The following is a 22,773-nucleotide window of genomic DNA, read 5'->3' as shown; positions in this document are numbered from 1 at the left end:
TCCGTTCCCCGTTTTCTCGCCGGCAGGCATTTGTTGTCCAAGGCTGACCAGCCATGAGCGCATTGCGGCGGCACTGGCCGCGCATCGCCATCACGCTGCTGCCTGTGCTGCTGGCGCTGCTTCATGCCACCGGCGTTTGGCGGCTGGGCGTGATCGAGCACCTGGATCACCTGATCTACGACGCCCGCCTGCGCGCCACCATGCCGGGCACGCCCGACACGCGGGTCGTGATCGTCGATGTCGACGACGCCAGCCTGGCGCGCGAGGGCCAGTGGCCCTGGCCGCGCGACAAGATCGCCAGCCTCACGACGGAACTGCTGGCCCGTCAGCACGTGGCCGTGCTCGGCTTCGACGTGATGTTTCTCGAGCCCGATCGCAGCTCGGGCCTCGGGCGCCTGAAGGAGATCGCAGCCGGGCCATTGAGCGGCGTGCCGGGCCTCGCTGCCGAAATCGACCAGCTCGCGCCCACCCTCGACCACGACGCCACACTGGCTCAGGCCCTGCGTGGCCAGCCCGTGGCGCTCGGCTACTACTTCACCCGCACCGAACAGCCCAGCGCCAAGGGGCTGCTGCCGGCGACGCCCGTGCTGCCACCCGACGCCTTTCCGCCCCATGCTTCCTTCGTCACGCTCTGGAACGGCTTCGGCGCCAGCCTGCCGGTGCTGGGGCGCGCGGCGCCGGTCGCGGGGTTCTTGAACACCCTGGTCGGTGACGGCAGCGACGACGGCGTGATCCGCAGCGTGCCGCTCATCGCCCGCTACGAAGGCGAGCATGCGTCGCCCGGGCACTACGAGTCGCTGGCGCTGGCGGTGTACCGGCTGGCGAACGGCTCGCCGCCCGTGCGGCCGGCGCTCGTGGCCGGCGACGGCGACTTTCCACGCCTGCAGGCGCTGGTGCTGGGGTCGCTGCGCATCCCGGTCGACCAGAGCGCCAGCCTGCAGGTGCCGTTTCGCGGCCCCGGCGGTCCGCGCGCGGGGTCGTTCCGCTACGTGGCCGCTGCCGACGTCCTCGAAGGCCGACTGGCGCCGGGAGAGTTGAAGGACAAGATCGTGCTGCTCGGCGCCACCGCGCCCGGCCTGCAGGACCTGCGCGCCACCCCGGTCGGCGCGGCGTTTCCGGGCGTCGAAGTGCACGCCAACATCGTCTCGGGCTTGCTCGACCGGCGCCTGCTGGCCGTGCCCGACTACGCGCCGGGATATGAAGTGCTGACCGTGCTGGCGGCGGGGCTGCTGCTCGCGTTCGGGCTGTCGCTGCTGTCCGCATCGCGCGCCGTGCTGCTCGGCGCGGGCGTGGTCGCCGCGCTGGTCGGCCTCAACACCTGGCTCTACGTCGGCCACAGCCTCGTGCTCCCGCTGGCGTCGGCGCTCGTCATGGTGGCGCTGGCCTTCGCGCTCAACATGAGCTGGGGCTACTTCGTCGAATCGCGTGCGCGGCGCGGGCTGGTGCGGCTCTTCGGCACCTACGTGCCGCCGCAGCTGGTCGACGAAATGCTCGTGCGCCCCGGCCGCTACAGCATGCGCGCCGAGAGCAAGGAAATGACTGTGATGTTCTGCGACATGCGCGACTTCACCCGGCTGTCCGAGCAGATGGCGCCGGCCGAGCTGCAAGCCTTCCTGAACACCGTCTTCAGCCGGCTCACCGAGGTGATCAGCGCGCACCGCGGCACCGTCGACAAATACATGGGCGACTGCGTCATGGCCTTCTGGGGCGCGCCGATCGACACCCCCGGCCATGCCGCGCTCGCCGTGCAGGCGGCGATCGACATGGCCGCCGCCGTGCACGACATCAACCGCCAGCACCGCGCCAACGGCCGCCCCGAAATCAGCGCGGGCATCGGCCTGAACAGCGGCCTCATGAGCGTCGGCGACATGGGCTCGACCGCGCGCCGCAGCTATACCGTGGTCGGCGACGCGGTCAATCTCGCGTCCCGGCTGGAGGGCCTGAGCGGACACTACGGTGTCGAGATCGTGGCCAGCGGCGCCACCCGCGAGGCGGCGCCCGGCTTCGTCTGGCAGGAACTCGACAGCGTGCGCGTCAAGGGCAAGGCCCAGGCTGTCGCCATCTACACCCCACTCGTGCCGGAAGCTGCGGCCGAGGCGCAGGACACACGGCAGCAACTCGACCGCTGGAGCCAGGTGCTCGCCGCCTACCGCCGCCAGGATTGGGCGTTGGGCCGGAACTTGCTGGCTCCCCTGCTCGCCGCGGATGCGAAAAAAGTCCTTTACCAGCTCTACGCCCAGCGTTTAGCCTCGATGGCGCTTCGCCCGCAGGACCCGGACTGGGACGGCGCCACCCGGTTCGACACCAAATGACGACAGACGCATACAAGGGGTCTTCCACAATGCAGGTTCGCGTGCTGGGTTGCTCGGGCGCCATCGCCAAGGACTGCCGCACCACCTCGTTCCTGGTCGATGCGGACCTGCTCGTGGACGCTGGCACGGGCGTTGGCGATCTCACCCTCGACGAAATGGCCGCCATCGACGACGTGGTGCTCACCCACTCGCACCTCGACCACATCGCCGCCCTGCCCCTGATGCTCGACGCCGTCGGCAGCCGCCGCGCCCGGCCCCTGCGCGTGCATGCATTGGCCGCCACCATCGACGCGCTGCGGGCGCATGTATTCAACAACGTCATCTGGCCGAATTTCGAACGCATTCCCAGCCCTGAATCGCCGTTCGTGAGCTTTCACGAGATCACGGTCGGGCAACGCCTCGAGCTGGGCAGCGACGCCCCCAAGCTGATCGAAGTGCTGCCGGCCGTCCACACCGTGCCGGCCTGCGGCTTCGCCATCCGACGGGCCGAAGGCGGCGCCCACTGGGTCTTCAGCGGCGACACCGAACGCAACCCGCCCTTCTGGGAGCGCGTCAACGCGATCGACGTGGCGATGCTGGTCATCGAAACGGCCTTCAGCTCCCGCGAAGAGGCATTGGCCGAACGCAGCCTGCATCTGTCGCCGGTGGCGCTGGCGCACGAACTGGCGCACATCGATCCGGGCAAGCAATACCCGATCTACATCACCCACACCAAGCCGGCGGAGACCGAAGAAATCATGAGCCAGATCGAGATGCTGGCGGGGCGGGAGGTGGCAGGGTTGGCGCAGCGGGACATTCGCTGGCTCAAGGCGAACGGGGTGCTGACCTTCTGACCGGGTCTGGCTGGGCATGACAAATTTGTCGACACAATTGGCATCTGAGTGCGAGTTGTGTCACATCATGTAACCATCTTGTGACCAAAGGTGGCCCGAACGGGGGCTGCAGGGTGGGGAAGCTGGGTGGCACGGATGCTGCGGAAGTTACTCCGCTCCGGGCTGGTTCCCGGGCTTTACAAACCAACCTGGAGTTAATGAATGAACCGTCGTTCTATCGCACGCAATGTGCAAAAGGGTTTCACCCTTATTGAATTGATGATAGTGGTCGCCATCATCGGCATTTTGGCCGCCATCGCAATCCCCCAATATTCGAACTACACCTCGCGCACTCGTGCTGCAGGTGCTGTCGCAGAGCTGAATTCGATCAAGTCGGCCATTTCCGTTTGTTACAACGACACGTTGGCGCTCGCTGGTTGCAACTCGGGCACGAATGGCATTCCTAATGCAGTTGCCGCTGGCGCTGCTACGGCTACGAAGAACATTCTCGCGGTCAGCGTTACTGATGGAGTGATCACGGCAACCTCCGGCGCGACCACCAATGCGACCCCGCCCGTGAATCTGACGATCGTCAACACGCCCACGATCGCAGCAGGCGCAGCCAACATGACGTGGACCATGACACCTGGCGCTGGCACCATCTGCGACCCAGTCCGGGGCCTGAAGTCGGGCCAAGGCGACTGCGCGTAAGTCTCCAGCTTAGATTGAAGCCGCCTTCGGGCGGCTTTTTTGCGCTTGTTTGAATGAAAACTGGGGAAGTCAATTCCCCTGCTTTATTGTTCGACGGACAGACAGATCCTCATCAACGGTCCACCAAAGGCTCCTCCCTTCCCCTTCACGAGTTGAACTTCCGATCGAGAAAATTGGGTCAGGATCCAATCCCCAGCAGGTCATTTTTGCCGCTCCAAGGCCACGGCGCGTTGATGCGCAGGCGCTCATCAACAATGCGATCTTCCGCCGTCGATTCCGAAGCCGCTCAATGTGCCCAAGCCCTGCAAATCTCCCCCAGCAAAGCCGGCCCGCACTGACACCGCAGCAGAAGCGCTTCACACCCTGATCCGCCAGATCGAGAAGGCCCGCCAGACGCTGGCTGCGTGGCATGCCGGCATCGGCACCTACGGCCAGATGTATACGCAGGCGCTGGTGCCATTGGGACGAGGCCGCCAGGTAGGTTGACGGAACACCGTTGCTACGCCCCGCCCTGCCACAAGGCCAGCGCAGCAGCGGCGCGAAGCTGAGGAGCAACAGGCTATGCAATCCGCGCTCGAGTCTTCTGCGAGCTTGCCAGCGCTCAGCATCCTGACCGCGCGACCTATGTACAGCAGCGCTGCGTCAAGACGGCGCTGACGCAGAAGGCAAACCAAGCCTATGGGGCCAACGACCTGCTCGCGCTACTCGAATTGCAGCTGCAGATCGAGCAGATCGATGCAATGGTCACATTGCGAGTGTCAGTGCCGAGCGGCTGGCGCACGACAACGAGGTATCGGGCGAGCAGCGGGCGGAACTGAAGGCAGAGATCGAAGGCGTTGAGCTGAGGTTCTGCTTCGACTAAGGGCTCGAGCACGATCGCGCCGCCATTAACCCGCGCAAGCTGGGCCAACGGCTTGAGCAGCACGGCCGGCAGCTGCGCGAGCCCGCGTACGGCCCCGATCCTTTCTTTTGAGTGTGCTGATCAGCGCTGTGCCCGCTTTTTCAGTTCGTGATGACTTCCCGCCACATGATCCGCGTAGGCGTCGTGGCCGAAGGCACGCTCACGTCATAAACCTTGTTCTTCCCGTCGGACGTGCGCACGAGGATCTTGATCGACCCGTTCGGCAACCCCTCGGGCTGCACGCGGCTCGCAAGCACATTGCCGACGAACCGGCTGCTCAAGTTGGGGATTGCTCCACCGTTCGCGTAGTTGAGGAAGTAAAGGTTGGAGCTTCCTCCTGGCGAGCACTCGTCGCTCGAAGGCGTGTTGGTCGTGAAGGCCAGCACGCCCTGGAACAGCACTGGGCTCGTGTACGAGCGCTCGCCCGCCGGCGTCGTTGCGAAGTCGAGCACCCAGCCTTTCTTGGTCGTCAGGTCCAGAGGGTTGCTTGTCACATTGATGTTGTCGCCAGATTTGGTTGCCGTCTGCCTGACAAGATTGAGACGTAACGGCGTGATGGTCGGTGAGTCGGACCGGTCGTCCATCAGGCCGTAGAAAGACTGCGGTTGGCTGGCGTTGGTGTTGGCATCGGTTCCGCCGGGAATGTCGGAGGCGCCAAGGTACTTGCCAGTGCCAACGAACACCATGCGCTTGCGCTTCACCACCCCTAGCTCTATCGAGTTGGTGACGGGTTGCACCTTACCGGTAGCGTCGACCAATGTGGCGAGCCGCTTGACGTTCCAGTCGGTCGTCGAATTGGACGAAAGATCGAAACGCCAGACGTTGCCGTAAAGATCCCCGCCGTACGCGTAGTCGACCGTGTCGTCCGTGCCGGGCTTGACCAGGAACGCACTGACTTTAGCCAGCCCGCTCGGGTCGGCGCTGGTGCCCACTCCGGTGCTGATGTCCTTGATCACTGCGCCTGTCGCCGTATTCAGAACGTAGAGGTGCCCGGTCCCGTCGCCACCCGTGTCTGTCCCGTTGTTGTAGCCGGAGGTCACCAGCGTGACCCATCCGGCGGCCTTGGTCTTGACGTTCAGGGGGCTGCCGTAGGAATAGCCGATGCTGTTCTTGACCTCGCTTGTGGTGTTTGCATTGGGAAACTCCCACATCACCTTGCTCGCGACATCGGCATCCGAGGCGGCCGATGGGTCTGTCACGTTCAGGGCGTAGTAACCTCGCCCCCCTTTGCCGAGGCTGCCAACGAGCACGGTGGCCCAACTGGGCGTCGGGGGCGTTGGTTGGTTGGCGTATGTGTTGCTGAGGTCCACGTCCGTGGCCACAGCGGTGCCGTCGACATAGAAGCGGTGCTGGAACGACGGGGACTGCTGGGTGAGGCCGGCCAGGGCACTGGTCGACGTGACCGTGGCGGAGAGATTCATGTCCAGCAAACTGCCAGGCACATAGGCCCAGAGTTCGTTGCCATTGGCGGCATCGAACGCGTGGAGCATCCCGTCGTTGGCTCCCTGATACACGACCTTGGTCCGGTTGGCTGCAGCGCCGGCTTTGTAGGTGGCGTAACCGGTATCGGTGTAGCTGGAGCGGGGCGCCGAAACATAGGTGGGCTCTGCGTTCACGATATCTCCAAGCACGTGGGTGCGCGTCCGGTAGGGGCGTGCGCTGGCGCTGTCGGTGCCTTCCTTGGTGCGATCGCCCCGCAGGTACGAGATCACGGCGGCACTATCGCTTGGGCCGGGCGGTGTTGCAGGCGAGTTCAGACGCGCTACTTGCGTGGCGCTCAGGCCGTCGGTGGTGAAGGCCACGCCCGCAGAGCCGTTGAAGCTGGCGATCTTGCGGGTGCCGAATGCCTTCTTGTCCAGCAGCGACTGTGCAGACCAAAGTGCAGTTGTGCCCAACAGGCCTGTATCGATATTGATGGCGAACGCTTCAAGATCACCGTACCAAGTGCCTGAATTGAAGTTGGAGGTGAAGGCCGTGTTGTCACCCGAGCGGACGTTCGGATTGCTCACGGCCACAGAGGCTGCCGCGCCGGTACGGTTGACGATGTTGTTCAGGATCGACGAGAGCGCTGTCTGCAGCTTCGCCGGGTCATTGGCGCTGAAGTACTGACCATGACCGTTGAGGGCCGCGTGCCAGAGGTCATCGATGGCGGTCGCCGAATCGGCCACCGGCGTGGGCCATGAGTTCGAACCGGTCGGTGGCGTAGAAAGGGTGCCGCTTGCGCCCAGGCCGATGGTGAAGGTCACCATGTGCTGCCATGTCGCAGGATCGGAGGGGTTGGCCGCGACCTTGCCGGCTGACGGCTTGGGTGCGAGGTCGGAAATCCAGTACTTCATGGCGACGTCGGCCAGGGTGTTGGATCTGCTGTTCCCGTCGTAGAAGGGCGCGGGGAATTTTTCCCCTGCGACCAGCGGAACACCGGCGATGGGATCGTTGATCGCCACCTTGGCCTCGGTGTCGTAATAGACGTTGGCCGGCAGGGTGGGAACCGTTCGGTCCAAGTCGCCCACTCCCGTTGGCGCCCCGCCATTCCAATAGCCATCGGTCGAAAGGATCGTGTAGTTCGGTGTGCAGGCCAGAGGAACGGTGGTGGCGCGTGTCGCCGAAGGTCCTCCGGGCATCTTGCCGGTTGCGTAGTACTGGCCTGCGCGATCCAGTGCCGTGACCAGGGGCGTCCCTCCATTGGGGGAAATCCCATAAACCTGGGAATACCAAGTGAGTTTTTGAGTCGAATCGAATTCAGCGAGCGGGATGAAATTTGCGCCGCTCGTATTGTCGTTGCTGCTGTTATCGTTGATGGTCGAAAACCCGACCCTTGACTTTTCATTGAGTGCTGAAAAAGCAAGCCCCAGAGACGATTTTGCCGTCAGGATCCGCGTGCGATAGTAGGTGAACCAGTTGGCGAAATTCTGTATTTCCTGCTCATAGGTACATGCGATCTCTATACCACAATCGGTGCGGGATGCAGCGCGTGGGTACGTAGAGACTGCTGGAACAATTTCCACTCTCTTGTAGCTGCTGTCATTGTTTTGGGTGTCGCCGCCATTCGGATTTCCGGTGCCTTCCCAAGAGTAATAGAAGGCGTAGCGTGCGTACTGCTTGCTGTAGTACTTGGTGCTGCTATTGGGGCAACTGTCGACTTTCGCAAAAGATGTGGAGTTATAAAGCGGGAGATCGATATCTGGCGTTCCCCAGCATTTTTCCGTCAAATTGACCTTGCTTGTTCCGGAGTATGGGTTGACCAGAGCCGCGGCGGCAGGACTTGCACCTCTGCTGGATGTGAATGTCGTCGCATCGCTGTCGTACTTGACTGCCGGCAAATAGGTGATTGTCGGGTTGTAGTAAAGCTTGTTGTAGCTGGGCGAATAGAACGCGCGGTTTGTCTTCCCGCTGTTGTATTCCGCTTTTGCATCGCTGCCAGTGATTGTTTCCCATGCCATGCTCCCCGAATTGTCGAGCGTGAAGAGAATGTTGGGCTTCACCCGACTCTGAACAATGAGCGGCACATCCGTCAGATCTGTCGCCGCCAGGGAAACAAAAGATTGAAGGAGCAGAGAGGCGATCACCGCATTGGCAACGGCGCGCGAAAAATATGACTTTTGCATGATAGGGTTGCGGGTTGTTGCGGGGGATCAACCAAATGGCAATTCGATGGTTGTCTGAACAATGCTGCTGGTATTGCGTGGGCCTAGAACACGCACCGTCACCCGGTAGTGAATCGTCGGTCGTGTTGGCGGGGGCGGCGTCAGGCTCCCGAAGATGTTGGTGGTCTGCGCATGGCTGTTGTTGTCTTCCTCTTCGGTTCCTCCCGCCGAGAAAGGCTGCCCTGCTACGCACTTGCTGGTCAGCAGGGTCAACGGATCGGTTTTCGCGGGGGCCGCGGTGCACAGCCGGTCGATCACGTACTGCACTCGGTACAACGACTCGTCCGTGCACGAAATAGCTGCGACGCCGTCCTTATGGTCATAGCAGGGGACCGAACTCCAATTGATCGTGCTGGGGACGCCGGTGGCATCCGCTGGTTGCATCAGCCGGTAGTACTTGCCCGCCACATCGGCATCGGCGTTGGCGAGTGCCGGCAGTGCATTGAAGGCGCGCTCCGCCCCGGTATCGGCGATGCTGGTGGCCGCCTGCTTGAATGCCACGTTGCCCGAAATCACGCCCGCCGTGTCGGTGGAGCGCAGCAGCGCGGCTGCAGCCAACGAGAGAACCAGCACCGCGATCAGTGCGATGAAAACCACCACGCCTCTTTGCCGCGTGCCACCGCGAGGTGGCCGACGGGAGAGGGTAGGGGGCGCAGAGGAGAAGGCGCAGGGGTGGCTCATGACAAATTGGCCCAGAGAACGTTGCGAAGCGGCACGATGGTTTCGAAGGCGCGATAGCGATAGCAGCGCCAATCGGCGTCGTTGCTCAGATCGATGGCGGGCCCGCCGGGCCAGCTTTCTGGCGCTGTGGTCGTGATGTCGCAGGCTTGCGCATCGCCCTTTAGCCGCTCTTTCAACGGACTGCGCACCACCACGGCAATGCGAACGGCCTTGATGCGCCGGGCGTCTGCAATGGTCGGGGTCGCCCACGCCCCGGTGGCCCGGACCCAGTTGGTGACCACCTGGCTGTTGGCATCGCTGATGCCGTACATCGCCTTGAGGCTCACCACGTTGTTGGCGAGTTGCACCTGCGTCATCGAGCTGAAGAAGTCTTGCGACACGAGCGAGCCACTTGTCACCGAATAGGTTCGCTGCGTGAAGGTGCCGAGGTCGTAGATCCGCGGATTCTTGGTGAAGCTCGTGGGCCAACCCAGGTCGGTCATCACGTTGCCCGACGGGTTGTAGGTCGGTTGCGTGGCGGTGCCTGTTGCTGCGGCGTGCGAAAGGACGACGCTGTTCGCATTGGCAGGGTTGGCATCGCTTGCGGTGATGCGGGCGAGCGTGCATCGGCCGTCGTCATCGGTCAGCCACACGAAGCCGCCGACGCCCGAGAGCGCGACCTTGCTGGTGGGTTGCAGGTTGGCGGCCGACGTGCCGGGCGGGTTGATGGTCGCGTTCTGCAGCAACATGTTGCGCACGTTGCTGCGGATGGACGTTCCCCAGAGCATCGTGATGCTGTCCGAGGCGCCTGCCGCAACGCCGCCATCGGCGATGCGCACGGGCGTGCCCGGAAAGTTGGGCACGGGGCCGCTGGCCGTGCCATTGCTGTAGTACGTGAAGTACTCGGTGCACGGCATGATCGCCGCGGTCGGTATGCCCCAGCCGGCGGCGCGCAGGTCGCGCTCCATCGTTGCGAGGCTGAAGATGCCGTTTTGCTGCGTATCGGCGCCGGAGGTGGTCGAGCGCTTGATGTCTTCGTAGGTCGATATGACCTGGTAAATGATGATCGTCGCAGCGAGTCCGACCACCATGCCGACCAGTGTTTCGACGAGACCGAAGCCTTGTTGGCGCTTGAGTTGATGGAGTGGGGGCATGGGGTCTCAGCCTTGAATCTGCGTCGTGAGCGTGAAGTTGTGCGCCGCGTCGTCCTGCGGGCTTTTCCAGCAGAGCGTCACCGTGACGACGTTGTTCGGTCCTACGACGATCTGTTGCTGCAACCCGGCCGCGCCGGGCAGCGCGCCTTGGTTGGTTGCATCGCTCAACCCTGAAATCCAACTGGTCACCAGCGGGTTGGCTGCCGTGTTGTCGCCTTCGTCGCAGGCCGTGGCTGCGGCATTCAGGGCGTAGGTCGGAACGTTGAAGCGGTCCACCCACATGCGCCCGACGATCTGGTTCGCGAAGAAGCTGGCCTTGGCGCGGTAGTCGGCATCGCGAACGGTGCGAATGGCGGTGGCTTGCAGGCCGACGATGCCAAGAACGGCAAAGGAAAAGATGGCAATCGCCACGAGCGCTTCGACCAGCATGACGCCGCGCTGGGCGCGCGGTAGACGACGGACGGTACGTGATGTCCTTTTCTGCGTGCTCATGAACAACCTTGCGGATTGGTTGCGAGGGAATGCCCGGGATCGCACAGGCGCACATCGCCGCCCGGAGCCAGGACGATCGCCAGTCGGCGCACGTCGGTGGTTGCGCCGGTGAAGTCGATCTGACGCACGGTCGTCGCCGCAGCGAGGCGGCCAAGACCGGTGAACGTGATGGTCGCCGGCATGCCGGCACCGGGGTCGGCGGTCTTTGTGCCCACGGTCGTGGAAACCTGGGCGCGGGCATTGGACGAGGCATCACCTGCCAGGCGTTCCTGCACCAGGTCGTCGAAAACCGTGGGGGTTGCGGGGAGCGCGGCGTAGACATTCCAGTCGGTGCTTCCTGCCAGAGCCGCGCCCTTCGAGGTGTTCGTCAGCGTGAACTGGACGTTGCCATTGCGCCGGATCGCTTCAGCCCGGGCCAGCTGCAAGCCGTTGAGCACCGACTCTGCGGCACCGCGGACCTGTGCGTTGCGGATGAAGCTCGTATAGCTCGGGTACGCAAGCATGAGCAGGATCCCGAGAAGAGCGATCCCGACCATCAATTCAATCAGGGTGAAGCCCCCTGTCGAGCGGTGAACCCTCGAGTTCATGGCTTGCGCATGATCCAGGAGGACTGTTCGCCGCTGAAGTTCCAGGCGCACCGGGTGCACGTGGTGCTCGGCTTGTTGAGCTCATTCAGTTTGTATTCGAGGCCCGCGACAGCGGTACCGGCCTGGCCGGTTGCGGTGAGCGAGTAGCCCTGGCCCGTGCGCGTGAGGGTGCAGCCGTACTGGAAATTGGTTGTTGCGTCCGGCGGGAGGCGGCCGCAAGTGCCATCGCCCTTGTCGTAGGTGCGATGGTCCTGGTAGTGCTGTTCCAGCTGGGCGCGATAGCTCGACAGATTGCCGGGCGCCTCCTGCACCTTGCCGCGTCGCACGTAGTCCGTGTAGTTCGGGTAAGCGATGGTCGCAAGGATGGCCACGATGGCGACCGTGACCATCACCTCGATCAAGGTGAACCCCTTCAGCACCCGTCGTGGTTCTGGTGCGCCCGCCCTTGAACAAGTCAATGCAACTCGCTGATTCATCAAGACTGCCTTTCAAGCTGTAATCACGCCCGCGGATCGAGCCGTAGAAACAATTGGGAAATATTGTTAAATCTTGTGTCCATTTGCTTTTGTTAGCAAAGCCATTCGCCCGGTCGCCGCGACCATTTATCGGATCGCGCGGGCATCACAATGGGTCCGTGCAGCGCTCTTCGGCCCTTATCGAAATGCTTCCCTCGTCGGGCCAGGCCCTGTGCGGCGTGTGCGCGGTGCTGCTGGCGTTCGCGTTTCTCTCGCCGCTGGCGATGGGGCCGTCGCTCACGGTGTGGCAGCAGCTGGTGTCCTGGATGTGCCTCGCGGGCTGGCTCTTCTGTGCGCCGGTCCTGGCTTGGCCCGCACCGGCCTTGACCCGATGGCTGTGTGCCAGCTCGTTGGTGCTGGTGCTCGCGGGAACATGGGATTCCGGCGGGTGGCCTCTCGCATCCGCGCTTGCCGTTCTCGCCGCCATGGCGATGGCAGTCGGTCTGGGGGCGGGCTCAGCAGGTCGGGGCGCCTCGGTGCCGGCCGCGTTGGCCTGGGGACTCTTCGGCGCGGGCCTGATCAATGCCGTCCTTGGCCTGCTGCAGTACTACCACCTTGCGGGAGACATGGCGTCCTGGTTCGCTTCTCCTCCAGCAGGGCGGGCATGGGGCACACTGCGCCAGCGCAACCAGTTCGCGACGCTGCTGAGCTTGGCCTTGGTTGCCACGCTGTGGTTGCATGGAACACTGGGCTCTCGACGGGTGCGATGGGGGTTGATGGTGGCGGCCGTCTTGCTGGTCGCAGCAGCAGCCGCCTCCCTGTCGCGCACGGGGCTGCTTCAGTTTCTGTTGATCATGGCGGCGGCGAGCCTTGCGGCTTGGCGAGAACGCTGTGTACAGGGGGTTCCGGCATCGTTTCGTCTCCCGCCTCCGCTCGTCCTGCTGGCAGGGATTCCGCTTTACTTCGTCTTCGATGTCCTGCTGCCCGGTCTGGCGGCTGGCGGTGACGGCCAGATCGCCGCTGCGGCCTTGACGTCACGCCTGCAGCCCACCGTCGTCACCACCGACAGCCGCGTCGTTCTCTGGCAGAACGTCCTGTCCCTCATCGCCCAGCGTCCCCTCACCGGCTGGGGCTGGGGCGAACTCAGCTTCGCGCACTTCGCCACGCTGTACAACGGTCCGCGTTTCCCCGTGATCCTCGACAACGCTCACAACCTGCCGCTGCACCTCGCCGTTGAGCTGGGCATTCCGGCGGCGCTGTTGATCTGCGGTGGCTTCTTGTGGATGGTGGGTGTGGCGAAGCCGTGGCGCGAGCGCGATCCCTTGCGGCTGATGGCGTGGGGCCTGCTCGGCGTCATCTTGTTGCACAGCCTGCTCGAGTACCCGCTCTGGTACGGCCCGTTCCAACTGGTCTTCGGGCTGTGCCTCGGCATCCTGTGGCCGGCATCGTCCAAGCGCCCGGAAGCGAACGGCAGAAAGCTCGCCGCCTTCGCCGCCGCCGCAGCCTGGGTGGCCCTCATCGGCTACGCCGCCTGGGACTACACCCGCATCAGCCAGATCTACCTGCCGCGCGAGGCCCGCATGCCGGCCTACCGCGACGACACGCTCGCCAAGCTCCAGGGCTCGTGGCTGTTCTCACGCCAGGTGGATTTCGCCGAGGTGACGCTGACAGCCGTCACGCCAGCGAATGCCGCGCACATGCACGAACTGGCCGGGCGCGTGCTGCACTTCTCGCCCGAGCCGCGCGTCATCGTGAAGCTGATCGAAAGCGCCGAGCTGCTGGGGCGCGATGCCGAAGCGCAAGCGCTGGCCGAGCGTTTCCGTGTAGCGTTCCCGGCCGCGTTCGCCCGCTGGCTGGACAACCGCCCGGACGACGCGCCCGAGCTATAGCCGCTGGATTTCAGCCCGCCGTCGCGACGTAGCTCCCCGACTTCCCGCCGTGCTTCTCCAGCACATGCACGTCGGTGATCCGCATCCCGCGGTCGACGGCCTTGCACATGTCGTAGATGGTGAGCAGCGCGACCTGCACGGCGGTCAGGGCTTCCATTTCCACGCCGGTCGGGCCGACGGTCTCGACGGTCGCGGTGCAGGCCACCTGCGGCGCCTGGCCGCCCTCGGCGAGCGCGAAGGCCACGGCCACGCGGGTCAGCGCCAGCGGGTGGCACAGCGGGATCAGGTCGCTGGTCTTCTTGGCCGCCTGGATGCCGGCGATGCGCGCGATGCCCAGCACGTCGCCCTTCTTGGCGGTGCCCGACTCGATCAGCGCCAGCGTCGCAGGCTGCATCTCGATGCGGCCGGTGGCCACGGCCACGCGGTGGGTGGCGGGCTTGGCCGCCACGTCGACCATGTGGGCCTGGCCCTGGGCGTCAAAATGGGTGAGGGTGCTCATCGGTGAACGTTCGTTTTGAAGATGCATCATACGAGCCCGAGCCACAGACGAGGAATGCCGCGCTTGACTCCTTCTTCCCACAAGAAAACCCGCCCGACGCCCCTCCGGCATGCGGTGTGTGCTACCTTTTTGATAGCTTCCCAGGTGCTGTTGCCGGCCCCCGCGCTGGCGCAGGTGCAGCAGATCCTGCCGGGCCTCGGTGACGGCGGCGAGATGACGGCGAGTGCCGAGCGCCGGCTGGGCGACCAGATCGTGCGCGAGCTGTACCGCGACACCGACTACATCGACGACCCGGTGATCGCCGCCTACGTGCAGGACATCTGGCAGCGCCTGCTGGCGGCCGCGCGCTCGCGCGGCGAGCTCACGCCCGAGCTCGACGAGCGCTTCGCCTGGACCATCCTGCTGGGCCGCGACCGCAACATCAACGCCTTCGCGCTGCCGGGCGGCTACCTCGGGCTGAACCTGGGGCTGCTGGCCGCGGTCGGCAGCCGCGACGAGCTGGCGACGGTGCTCGGGCACGAGCTGTCGCACGTCACGCAGCGCCACATCTCGCGCATCATGAACAAGCAGGGCAAGCAGATGCCCCTGATGATCGCCGGCCTGATCCTGGGGATGATCGCGGCCAGCAAGAGCCGCAATTCCGACGCCGGCCAGGCGGTGATCATGGGCAGCCAGGCGCTGTTCATGCAGAACCAGCTGAGCTTCTCGCGCGACATGGAGCGCGAGGCCGACCGCATCGGCTTCGGCGTGATGACGCAGGCGGGCTTTGCGCCGCAGGGCGCCGCGGCGATGTTCGAGAAGCTGCAGTACGCCTCGCGCCTGAACGACAACGGCTCGTACCCCTACCTGCGCAGCCACCCGCTGACCACCGAGCGCATCTCGGACATGCAGGGCCGGTTCCAGTTCCGTGCCGAAGCGGCACCGCCGACGGTGCCGCTGGTGATGGACCACGCCATGGTCGCCTCGCGCGCCCGCGTGCTGACGCGCCCGGGCGTCGACGTGCTGCGGCTGTGGGTCAATGCGGCCTCGAGCGGCGAGTTCGCGGGCAGTTCACCAGCCCAGCAGGCGGGCACGCTCTACGCGGCGGCGATGGCGGCCAAGGAGTTGCGCGATTTCAAGGCGGCGCGCGCGCTGGCCGAGCGGCTCGTGGCCCGCACGGCCGACGATGCGGCCGCGAGCAAGCAGGCGCGCTGGCTGCAGGCCGAGATCGAACTCGCGGGCGGCGGCGCCGCTCGTGCGGCGGCGCTGCTCGACGCCAAGTCGAAGGAGCGGCCCGAGATGATCCTCGCGGCCGAAGCGGCGATCGCCCAGCGCCAGCCCGCGCCGATGGTGCCCGTGCTGCGCGACTGGGTGGCCGTTCATCCGCGCGATGCCACGGCCTGGCGCACGCTGGCCAATCTGTACGGGGCGCAGAGCGACACGCTGCGCGCCATTCGTGCCGATGCCGAGGCCAACGTGGCGATCCTCGACTACCCGGCGGCGCGCGACCGCTTCAAGGCGGCACAGGAGCTGGTCCGCAAGTCGGGCGCGCCCATCGACCACTACGAGGCATCGATCATCGACACGCGCGCACGCGCCGTCGACGTGCTGGTCAAGCAGCAGGCCGAGGAGCCGCCGCTGAAGTAGTGATGCGTCGAGGGGCGGCGTTCAGCGCCGGGAGGACAGCAGCCCGCCCAGTGCGCTCTCGATGAGCAGCCCGAGCAGCGAGTAGATCAGCGAGCCCAGCAGCGCGGCGAGGAAGCCGTTCACATGGAAGCCGCCGAGCAGGCCCGAGGCGGCCCAGAACAGCAGGGCGTTGATCACGAACAGGAACAGCCCGAGCGTGACGATGGTGACCGGCAGCGTCAGGATCACCAGCACCGGCCGCACGACCATGTTGAGCAGGCCGATCACGGCCGCCGCGAGCAGCGCCGAACCGAAACTCTGGACCTGGACGCCGCTGTAGAGGTAGGCGACCGCGAGCAGCGCGACGGCGCTGAGCAGCCATTTGAGGAGGATGCGCATGCGCCGCAGGATACCCCACGGGCCCGCACAAAAGAACAAGCCCCGCTGCGTTGCCGCAGCGGGGCTTGTGTCGGTTCGGGAGGGCGTGCGGCCCTGATCAGGCTTACTCGGCCAGCTCGTTGGCCAGCACCAGCAGCGCGCCCATGCCCATCACGGCGCCGGGAAAGGCCCAGCCCGATTGCTTGGCCGGGGTCTGGTCGGGCGTGACCGGTTCCAGGTCGACGCCGATCTTCGGGCGGCGCGCATCGACCACGTGGGTGGCCGCGTGCTCGCGCTTGAGTTGCTGCGTCAGGTCGGTCAGCGGGCCCTTGGCCAGCACCGCCGTCACCTGGCCGCCGTTGCGCTCGAGCAGCGGCAGCATCTGCGCCTGCACCTTGCTGAACCACTTGGCGCGCCAGTTCTCGCGCGCGCTGTGGCTCACCCACTTGCTGATCCGGTGTGTCATGCGCGGCGCGCAGGCCACGAGCACCCAATGGCGCGCCACGACGTTGTCGGCATCCGGCGCCAGTTCGGCGAACTGCTCGCTGGCATAGACGGCGTCGTCGACGTAAAGAATGATCTTTTCCATGAGTGCTCTCCTTTGATAGTTAGAGTGACAGAGACCGGATTGATGCAAGAAGTTTCAGTGCGGGGCGTTTATCGTTCAACGAACGCTCAGTGGGCCGGGGTGGCGGGGGCCGGCTTGCGCGAAGCCACCCACTTGCCGATCGCCAGCACCAGCAGCGCACCGATGATGCCGGCGGCGTACTTGATGGTGTCGGTCTGCGGCACCTTCGGCACCCAGGTCCAGTTGGCGGGGTTCGCCAGGGCCGGGTCGGACACGGCCATCGTGCCGGCGATCCAGCCCAGCAGCATGCCGCCCAGCGTGATGATCATCGGGAAGCGGTCCATCAGCTTGATGACCAGCTGGCTGCCCCAGACGATGATCGGGATGCTCACGAGCAGGCCGAAGATCACCAGCGGCATCTGGTGGCCGTCGCCCGCGCCTTGTGCGGCACCGGCGATGGCGATCACGTTGTCCACGCTCATGACCAGGTCGGCCACGATCACGGTCTTCACGGCGCCCCAGAGGCGGTCGCTGCCGGCGATGTTGCCGTGCGCGTCGTCATGGTCGGGGGCCAGCAGTTTCACGCCGATCCACAGCAGCAGGATTGCGCCCACCAGCTTCAGGAACGGAATCGCGAGCAGCGTGAGCGCGAAGAAGATCAGGATCACGCGCAGCACGATGGCGCCGGCGGTACCCCACAGGATGCCCTGGGTGCGTTGCGCGGGCGGCAGCTTGCGGCAGGCCAGCGCGATGACGACGGCGTTGTCGCCGCCCAAAAGAATGTCGATCATGATGATCTGACCGACCGCGACCCAGAATTCCGGGGCCATGAACTGTTCCATAGATTCCTCTTTGTCTTGGCGCCACGCCCGCAGCTCCCTGATGGGGACCACGACGGGCAGCGGCATGCCGATGCGTTTCGATTCACCCTGCGCGGGTGCGGTCGAAAGCGGGGGAGCGAAGGCCGGGTGACACCGGGGACTTGCGAACGCTTCGACCAAACCTGCGCAGGTTCAAATCGAAGGTCTCGCTCGACAACAGCAAGCGCGCCGACCTGGGTCCGCGCGTGTGTCGCCCGACAGGCCGGAAGTGTTGTGCTTCGTATTGACGACCTGACGATTCACGCTGCCCGGGGACAGCGATCGGGAGCTACTCCCCTTCGTGGGCGGGATTAGAGCATTGAAGACCGCGCCGAGGCAACCAAAAGTTTTCTTTACATTTGAAGGCAAATGTCCGGAGGGGCGCATGCAGCGGGCATTTGATGCTCCATTTTTGGGAGCGCCTATGGCCCTAGGAAGGGGCGGGACATTGCGGGACTATGATCGCCGCTCGCTGTTTTTTCACTCTCCATGGCCGCCATCCACATCACCGACATCGAGGCCGCCATCAACCACTGGCGCGAGAAGTCTCCCTCGCCCGACGGCATCACGCTGGCGCCCGAATTGCGCGCGCTGGCCGAGGTCTACGCGCTCATGGTCTTCCACCACGAAGACGAGGTCGACGAGGTCGGCTTTCCCGCCAAGGCCTGGGCCGCCTGGCTCGACTGGTACCACAGCACGCCCGACACGCCCTGCATCGCGATCTGCTCGACCAGCCAGGGCGACGACGAGTGCAAGGGGTGCGGCCGCACCTTCGACGAGGTGCAGTACTGGCCGGCCATGACGCCGGTCGAGAAGCGCGTCACCTGGCGCCGCATCACCATGGAAGACTCGGCCTGGCGCTTCAACCGCTATGCCGAGCGCGCGCGCGAAGCCGAGCCCACGGCTGCGCAGCCCGAGTTCGACCCGGACGACGAGAAAAACTGGGCCCCCTGACCATGCGCCGCCTCGCGCAAGCCCCCAACCTCGCGATCGCGACCGTGTGGGCGCACGCCTTGTGCGAGGAGGGCGTGGCCGCCACCGTGCAGCGCGAATTCCTCGGCGCGGTCATGGGCCAGCTGCCGCCTGACCAGTGCCTGCCCGAGATCTGGATCGACGACGAATCGCAGTACGAACTCGCGCGGCGCCTGCTGCACGAACTGCAGCACCGTCCGCAGCGCAGCTGGCGCTGCGTGTGCGGCGAGCAGGTCGAAGGCGGCTTCGAGCAGTGCTGGCAGTGCGGCGAGATGATGCCGGCGGCCTAGCCGCGCGGGCTCGTTACTTCCAGCGCAGCAGCTCGACGTCGATGCTGTTGACGCCGTCGCCCAGCGTCAGCGTGCTTTCCTGGATCGTCGCCTGCAGCTGCATGCTGCGCTGCGCCAGCCTGGCGAGCGCCTGCGAGGCCTCGGTCGGCACGCGGTAGACCTTCAGGTTCTGCGGGCGCGTGAGCTTGCTCTCGATGCCGCGCCACCAGATCTCGGCCGCGTGGTTGAAGCAGTAGACGATCACCTCGTCCGCCTTGCCGCAGGCCTTGATGATGGGCTTGTCTTCCGGCTGGCCGACCTCGATCCAGATCTTGGTCTGGCCCGTGAAGTCGCGCAGCCACACGTCGGGCTCCTCGACGTTCGACAGGCCCGCGCCGAAGGCCAGCGTGCCGTCGCCGTTGCAGATGTCCTGCAGCTGGTGCGCGTTGAGCGCGAGCGCGACCAGCCGGATCATCATCCGCTCGTCGGTCTCGCTGGGGTGGCGCGCCAGGGTCAGCGCATGGTCGGCGTAGTAGCCGTGGTCGATGTCGGCCACCGCGAGGGTGGCCTTGAAGATGGTGGATTTGAGAGCCATGGGTGCGCGAGTGTATGCGCGCGCCCCTTCGGCCTCAGAACGCCAGCGACGCCTGCAGGTACACCGTGCGCGGCTGGCCCACGTACTTGCCGCCGTTGTTGTCGACCGATCGGTTGTAGTAGCGGCGGTCGAACAGGTTCTTCACGCCCACGGCCAGCTTCAGGTGGCTCAGCGAGGGGCCGAAGTCGTAGGCGGCGCGCAGGTTCACCGTGCCGTAGCCCGGGATGTCGCCGAGCCGCCCGCTCGGGTCTTCCACGGTGATGTACTTCGCGCCGTCGTCCGGCGAGCCCGGCGAACGCTGCTTCGATTGCGCGTAGAGGTCGGCGTTGAGCGTCCACGGCCCGCGCTCGTAGCGTGCGCCGAGCGTCGCGACGTGGCGCGAGTAGAAGGGCAGGTCGCGCCCTGCGAACACGCCGGCCTTCGAGGTGGCCTGCGTGTAGGTGTAGGTGCCCGACACCGACAGCCCCTTGAGCGCGTCGCTCAGGCTGCCCAGGTCGTAGCGCAGCGCCGACTCCAGCCCGCGGTGGCGCGTGGCGCCCAGGTCGGTCCATTGGCCGACGTCGCCGGTGATGGAGCGCGCCAGCTGCAGCTCCTTGTCGAAGTTGATGTTGAACAGCGTCAGCTCGCCGCTCCAGGATTCGCCCTTGTACTTGGTGCCGATCTCGTAGGTCTTGGCTTTTTCGGGGTGCAGGCTGGTGGTCGACTGCGCGAGCTGGGCGTACTGCTGCGGCCCGAACGACACGCCGGCATTGGCGAACAGCGTCCAGCGCTCGCTCATGCGGTAGAGCACCGACAGGGTGGGCAGCACCTCGTTGGAATCGATCTTCGGGTAGATCGCGTTGGTGATGCGGTTGTTGGCCACCGTGAACACGTCGTTGTGCGAGCGGAAGGACTCGTAGCGCACGCCGGGCGTGACCGTCCAGTTGCCGAAGTCGATGCGGTCGTCGATGTAGAACGCGTGCGCGGTCGTGCCGCCCTTGCTGGTCTGGTACGCGGGCTGCGCGAGCGCGTAGGCGTCGAAGCCCGGCGCCGGCCGGTAGTAGCTGCTGCGCGTGGCCGTTTCGGAGGCCTCTTCCTTCAGGTAGCGCGCGCCGATGCTGATTTCCTGCAGCACGCTGCCCGAGTCGATCAGGCGCGAGTAGCGGGGCTCGAAGGCGTAGGTCTTGTAGTTGCGCGGCGCGGTGGTCAGGCGGCGGCGGTTGGCGTTGGCGCCCGTGCCTTCCTGCTCGAGGTAGCTGCTGCGGTACGAGTCCGTGTAGTAGGTCAGCATCTCGAACTTGTTCACGCCGTCGTTGTGCGTGTACTTGAGCGAGCCGTCGGTGCGGCGCCCGGTGAACTCGTCGAAGGGGCGGTCCGACTGGAACGGGTTGGCCGCGAACTGCGCCGTCGTCAGGCCGCCGGGCATGCGCCCCTTGCCTTCGAAGTGGTGCAGCGAGATCGCGATGTCGTCGGTCTTCGAGAGGCGGTAGGCGCCCTTGAGCATCAGGTCGTCGATGCTGGTCTTGTCGTTGCTCTGGCGAAAGCCGTCCCCGTGCGTACCCGAATAAAGCAGTGCCAGCCCCAGGCCGTTCTCGTTGGTGCCGCCGATGAACAGGCTGGGCGTGCTCTTGGTGCCGCCGCCGTGGCTGGCGCTCTCGACGCCCACGCCGACTTCGCCCGCGAACTGCTTGGGGATCGAGCGCGTCACGAAGTTGATGATGCCGCCCACGTTCTGGGGGCCGTAGCGCACCGAGCCTGCGCCGCGCACCACGTCGACCGCCTCGAGGCTGCCGAGCGACACCGGTGCCAGCGACAGCTGCGGCTGGCCGTAGGGCGCGTAGGCCAGCGGCACGCCGTCCAGCAACACGGTCGAGCGCGGCGACAGCCGCGAGGTCAGGCCGCGCACGCCCACATTGAGCGAGATGTCGCTGCCGCCGGTGCCGTTGCTCTCCTGCACCTGCACGCCGGGCACCTGGCGCAGCACGTCGCGCACGCTGGCCGAGCCGCTTTCCTGGATCTGCTGGCGCTCGACGATGCTGCGCGCGCCCGCGTGCTCGAGCACCTTGGTCTCGGTGGGCGTGCCGAGCCAGTCGCCGGTGACGGTGATGGCCTCGAGCGACTTCGACGGCTCGGCGTCGGCCGCGAAGCTGTGCAGGCTCAGGGGCAGCAGGGCCAGGGCGATGGCGGTCTTTTTGTGCGGGAACAAGGGGAGTCCTCCTCGATGTATTTGTGATGGATGAAGGGATGGGGTGCGCGCGTCGTTCAGGGCGCCGCGCCGCGCGACAGCGCCTGGCTGCGCGCGGCCGCAGCCACGGCGCGCCGGCGCCACCAGAGCCACACGCCGCTCAGGCCGAGGCCGGCCAGCGTCAGGCCCAGCAGCGCGGTGACTGTCTGGTGCACCGCGCCGCCGAGCACGCCGGTGTGCAGCGGGTAGATCACGGCCACCGCACCGTTGCCGGTGTCCATGTCCTGCCAGCGGCGCACGCCGAGCAGCTCGCCCGTGACCGGATGCACCCACACCGAGCCGATGCCGTTCGGGTGCGGGTCGTCGGCGAGCCGGAAGCGCACGCGCAGCGGCCGGTCCGACCGGCCGGGCACCTGCACGTAGCCGATGGGCTGGCCGGGGAACACGGCCTGCGCGCGGGCGACGAGGTCGTCGAGCGGCAGGCGAGGGCCGGTGGCGGTGCCCTTGGGCACGGCCGGCGCCTTGGCCGGCGTCTGTCCAAGGGTGGTCGAGATGAAGCCGCCCAGCGGTCGCCAGGCCATGTAGGCGCCGGTGAAGACCGACACCGCGATCAGCAGTCCGAGCACGGCGCCGCCCGTGCGGTGCAGGTCGAACAGCCCGCGCAGCAGGCCGCGGTCCAGCACGATGCGCAGCGAGGGCGGCCAGCGCGCCGGCCACCACAGCACCACGCCGGTGACCAGCAGGAACAGGTACGCCAGCGCGGCGATGGCGAGGATGCCCTTGCCCGTGTCTTCCAGCAGCAGGCTGCTGTGCAGCTCGAACAGCAGGTTGTAGGCGCCTTCGTGCGTGCCGCGGCGGCCCTGTTCGGCGCCGGTGGCGGGGTCGAGGTAGAGCGTGCCGTCCCACGGGCCGCGCACCAGCACCCAGAGCGTGTCGCCGGGCTGGCGCGGCGGGCGCAGCGTGAGGTTGGTGTCGGGGCCGAACTCGGCGAGCAGACGCTGGCGCAACGGCTCCAGCGGCGCCGGGGCCGTGCTGCTGTTGCTGCGCGCGACGAAGAGCTCAGGATGCGCCGCGCGGTCGAGCGGCAGCGCTACGACCAGCACAGCGCCCAGGAGCGCCGTGAGGGCGAGCAGCGGCCCGAGCGTGAGGCCGATCCATCGGTGGAGCGTGAGCCAGAGGCGTCTCAGGGGGGCGCGCCGCATGAACAACGGGGACGTCGGGGCGTCCCGTCTGGGTTGTCGGCTGG

At 65.9% G+C, this 22,773-nt stretch carries 20 protein-coding genes; 7 read left to right on the top strand and 13 right to left on the bottom strand.

What is annotated here, in order from left to right:
* The first annotated feature begins 53 nt into the window (after nucleotides 1–53).
* The 3 genes from AC07Y4_RS20870 to AC07Y4_RS20860 all read left to right on the top strand — a co-directional run bounded on the left by AC07Y4_RS20870 (nucleotide 54) and on the right by AC07Y4_RS20860 (nucleotide 3,835).
* A complete protein-coding gene (locus tag AC07Y4_RS20870) occupies nucleotides 54–2,312 on the top strand; it encodes a CHASE2 domain-containing protein (RefSeq protein WP_487847653.1) in 2,259 nt (752 codons plus the stop codon).
* A 29-nt stretch (nucleotides 2,313–2,341) separates the two neighbouring features.
* Nucleotides 2,342–3,145, top strand: coding sequence for a 3',5'-cyclic-nucleotide phosphodiesterase (locus AC07Y4_RS20865; RefSeq protein ID WP_354348173.1), 804 nt, complete (start codon nucleotides 2,342–2,344; stop codon nucleotides 3,143–3,145).
* A 201-nt stretch (nucleotides 3,146–3,346) separates the two neighbouring features.
* Nucleotides 3,347–3,835, top strand: a complete 489-nt coding sequence (locus AC07Y4_RS20860; protein WP_487847652.1) for a pilin — start codon at nucleotides 3,347–3,349, stop codon at nucleotides 3,833–3,835.
* Nucleotides 3,836–4,837: 1,002 nt separating this feature from the next.
* On the opposite strand, the gene AC07Y4_RS20855 is transcribed toward AC07Y4_RS20860, so the two are convergent.
* From AC07Y4_RS20855 to AC07Y4_RS20830, 6 genes are all read right to left on the bottom strand, one after another.
* Nucleotides 4,838–8,341 carry a pilus assembly protein gene (locus AC07Y4_RS20855; RefSeq protein ID WP_487847651.1) on the bottom strand — a complete coding sequence of 1,168 codons (3,504 nt, stop codon included), beginning with the start codon at nucleotides 8,339–8,341 and terminating at the stop codon, nucleotides 4,838–4,840.
* A gap of 27 nt (nucleotides 8,342–8,368) precedes the next feature.
* The gene (locus tag AC07Y4_RS20850) at nucleotides 8,369–8,977 is read right to left on the bottom strand and encodes a hypothetical protein (RefSeq protein WP_447748343.1); all 609 of its coding nucleotides are present in this window, start codon (nucleotides 8,975–8,977) and stop codon (nucleotides 8,369–8,371) included.
* Nucleotides 8,978–9,057: 80 nt separating this feature from the next.
* Nucleotides 9,058–10,194: a PilW family protein gene (locus AC07Y4_RS20845; RefSeq protein WP_487847650.1), complete on the bottom strand. Its 1,137-nt coding sequence runs from the start codon at nucleotides 10,192–10,194 to the stop codon at nucleotides 9,058–9,060.
* Between the two features lie 6 nt (nucleotides 10,195–10,200).
* Nucleotides 10,201–10,686, bottom strand: coding sequence for a type IV pilus modification PilV family protein (locus tag AC07Y4_RS20840; protein ID WP_487847649.1), 486 nt, complete (start codon nucleotides 10,684–10,686; stop codon nucleotides 10,201–10,203).
* The gene (locus AC07Y4_RS20835; RefSeq protein ID WP_487847648.1) at nucleotides 10,683–11,273 is read right to left on the bottom strand and encodes a GspH/FimT family pseudopilin; all 591 of its coding nucleotides are present in this window, start codon (nucleotides 11,271–11,273) and stop codon (nucleotides 10,683–10,685) included. The genes AC07Y4_RS20840 and AC07Y4_RS20835 overlap by 4 nt, the downstream gene beginning before the upstream one ends.
* Complete coding sequence (locus tag AC07Y4_RS20830) at nucleotides 11,270–11,749, bottom strand: type IV pilin protein (protein WP_487847647.1); 480 nt, start codon at nucleotides 11,747–11,749, stop codon at nucleotides 11,270–11,272. The genes AC07Y4_RS20835 and AC07Y4_RS20830 overlap by 4 nt, the downstream gene beginning before the upstream one ends.
* 158 nt (nucleotides 11,750–11,907) lie before the next feature.
* Between AC07Y4_RS20830 and AC07Y4_RS20825 the strand changes: the two genes are divergently transcribed.
* Complete coding sequence (locus AC07Y4_RS20825) at nucleotides 11,908–13,617, top strand: PglL family O-oligosaccharyltransferase (RefSeq protein ID WP_487847646.1); 1,710 nt, start codon at nucleotides 11,908–11,910, stop codon at nucleotides 13,615–13,617.
* 10 nt (nucleotides 13,618–13,627) lie between these two features.
* Here AC07Y4_RS20825 and moaC read toward each other — a convergent pair whose 3' ends face one another.
* Entirely contained in the window at nucleotides 13,628–14,116 is a 489-nt protein-coding gene (gene moaC, locus AC07Y4_RS20820) for a cyclic pyranopterin monophosphate synthase MoaC (protein WP_062475294.1), read from the bottom strand.
* A gap of 54 nt (nucleotides 14,117–14,170) precedes the next feature.
* On the opposite strand from moaC, the gene AC07Y4_RS20815 reads away from it, so the two are divergent.
* Nucleotides 14,171–15,742, top strand: coding sequence for a M48 family metalloprotease (locus AC07Y4_RS20815; RefSeq protein WP_487847645.1), 1,572 nt, complete (start codon nucleotides 14,171–14,173; stop codon nucleotides 15,740–15,742).
* Nucleotides 15,743–15,763: 21 nt separating this feature from the next.
* Here AC07Y4_RS20815 and AC07Y4_RS20810 read toward each other — a convergent pair whose 3' ends face one another.
* The 3 genes from AC07Y4_RS20810 to AC07Y4_RS20800 all read right to left on the bottom strand — a co-directional run bounded on the left by AC07Y4_RS20810 (nucleotide 15,764) and on the right by AC07Y4_RS20800 (nucleotide 17,509).
* On the bottom strand, nucleotides 15,764–16,120 hold the full coding sequence (locus tag AC07Y4_RS20810; RefSeq protein ID WP_095747298.1) for a phage holin family protein: 357 nt from the start codon (nucleotides 16,118–16,120) through the stop codon (nucleotides 15,764–15,766).
* Nucleotides 16,121–16,223: 103 nt separating this feature from the next.
* Nucleotides 16,224–16,688 (bottom strand): hypothetical protein, encoded by a 465-nt coding sequence (locus tag AC07Y4_RS20805; RefSeq protein WP_070063278.1) that lies wholly within the window; start codon nucleotides 16,686–16,688, stop codon nucleotides 16,224–16,226.
* Nucleotides 16,689–16,774: 86 nt separating this feature from the next.
* A complete protein-coding gene (locus AC07Y4_RS20800; protein WP_062475282.1) occupies nucleotides 16,775–17,509 on the bottom strand; it encodes a TerC family protein in 735 nt (244 codons plus the stop codon).
* 507 nt (nucleotides 17,510–18,016) lie between these two features.
* Here AC07Y4_RS20800 and AC07Y4_RS20795 point away from each other — a divergent pair.
* Both AC07Y4_RS20795 and AC07Y4_RS20790 read left to right on the top strand, forming a co-directional pair.
* A complete protein-coding gene (locus AC07Y4_RS20795) occupies nucleotides 18,017–18,481 on the top strand; it encodes a DUF3717 domain-containing protein (RefSeq protein WP_095950450.1) in 465 nt (154 codons plus the stop codon).
* Between the two features lie 2 nt (nucleotides 18,482–18,483).
* Nucleotides 18,484–18,789: a putative signal transducing protein gene (locus tag AC07Y4_RS20790; RefSeq protein WP_070063276.1), complete on the top strand. Its 306-nt coding sequence runs from the start codon at nucleotides 18,484–18,486 to the stop codon at nucleotides 18,787–18,789.
* A 13-nt stretch (nucleotides 18,790–18,802) separates the two neighbouring features.
* On the opposite strand, the gene AC07Y4_RS20785 is transcribed toward AC07Y4_RS20790, so the two are convergent.
* The 3 genes from AC07Y4_RS20785 to AC07Y4_RS20775 are packed head-to-tail and all read right to left on the bottom strand — an operon-like array spanning nucleotide 18,803 to nucleotide 22,729.
* On the bottom strand, nucleotides 18,803–19,363 hold the full coding sequence (locus tag AC07Y4_RS20785; RefSeq protein ID WP_095950452.1) for a YaeQ family protein: 561 nt from the start codon (nucleotides 19,361–19,363) through the stop codon (nucleotides 18,803–18,805).
* A gap of 34 nt (nucleotides 19,364–19,397) precedes the next feature.
* Complete coding sequence (locus AC07Y4_RS20780) at nucleotides 19,398–21,548, bottom strand: TonB-dependent receptor family protein (RefSeq protein WP_487847644.1); 2,151 nt, start codon at nucleotides 21,546–21,548, stop codon at nucleotides 19,398–19,400.
* A gap of 56 nt (nucleotides 21,549–21,604) precedes the next feature.
* Nucleotides 21,605–22,729, bottom strand: a complete 1,125-nt coding sequence (locus AC07Y4_RS20775; RefSeq protein WP_487847643.1) for a PepSY-associated TM helix domain-containing protein — start codon at nucleotides 22,727–22,729, stop codon at nucleotides 21,605–21,607.
* Between the last annotated feature and the right edge of the window lie 44 nt (nucleotides 22,730–22,773).

It is taken from the genome of Variovorax sp. GW460-12-1-14-LB1, assembly GCF_059423605.1.
This window is presented reverse-complemented; position numbering and strand designations above follow the sequence as displayed.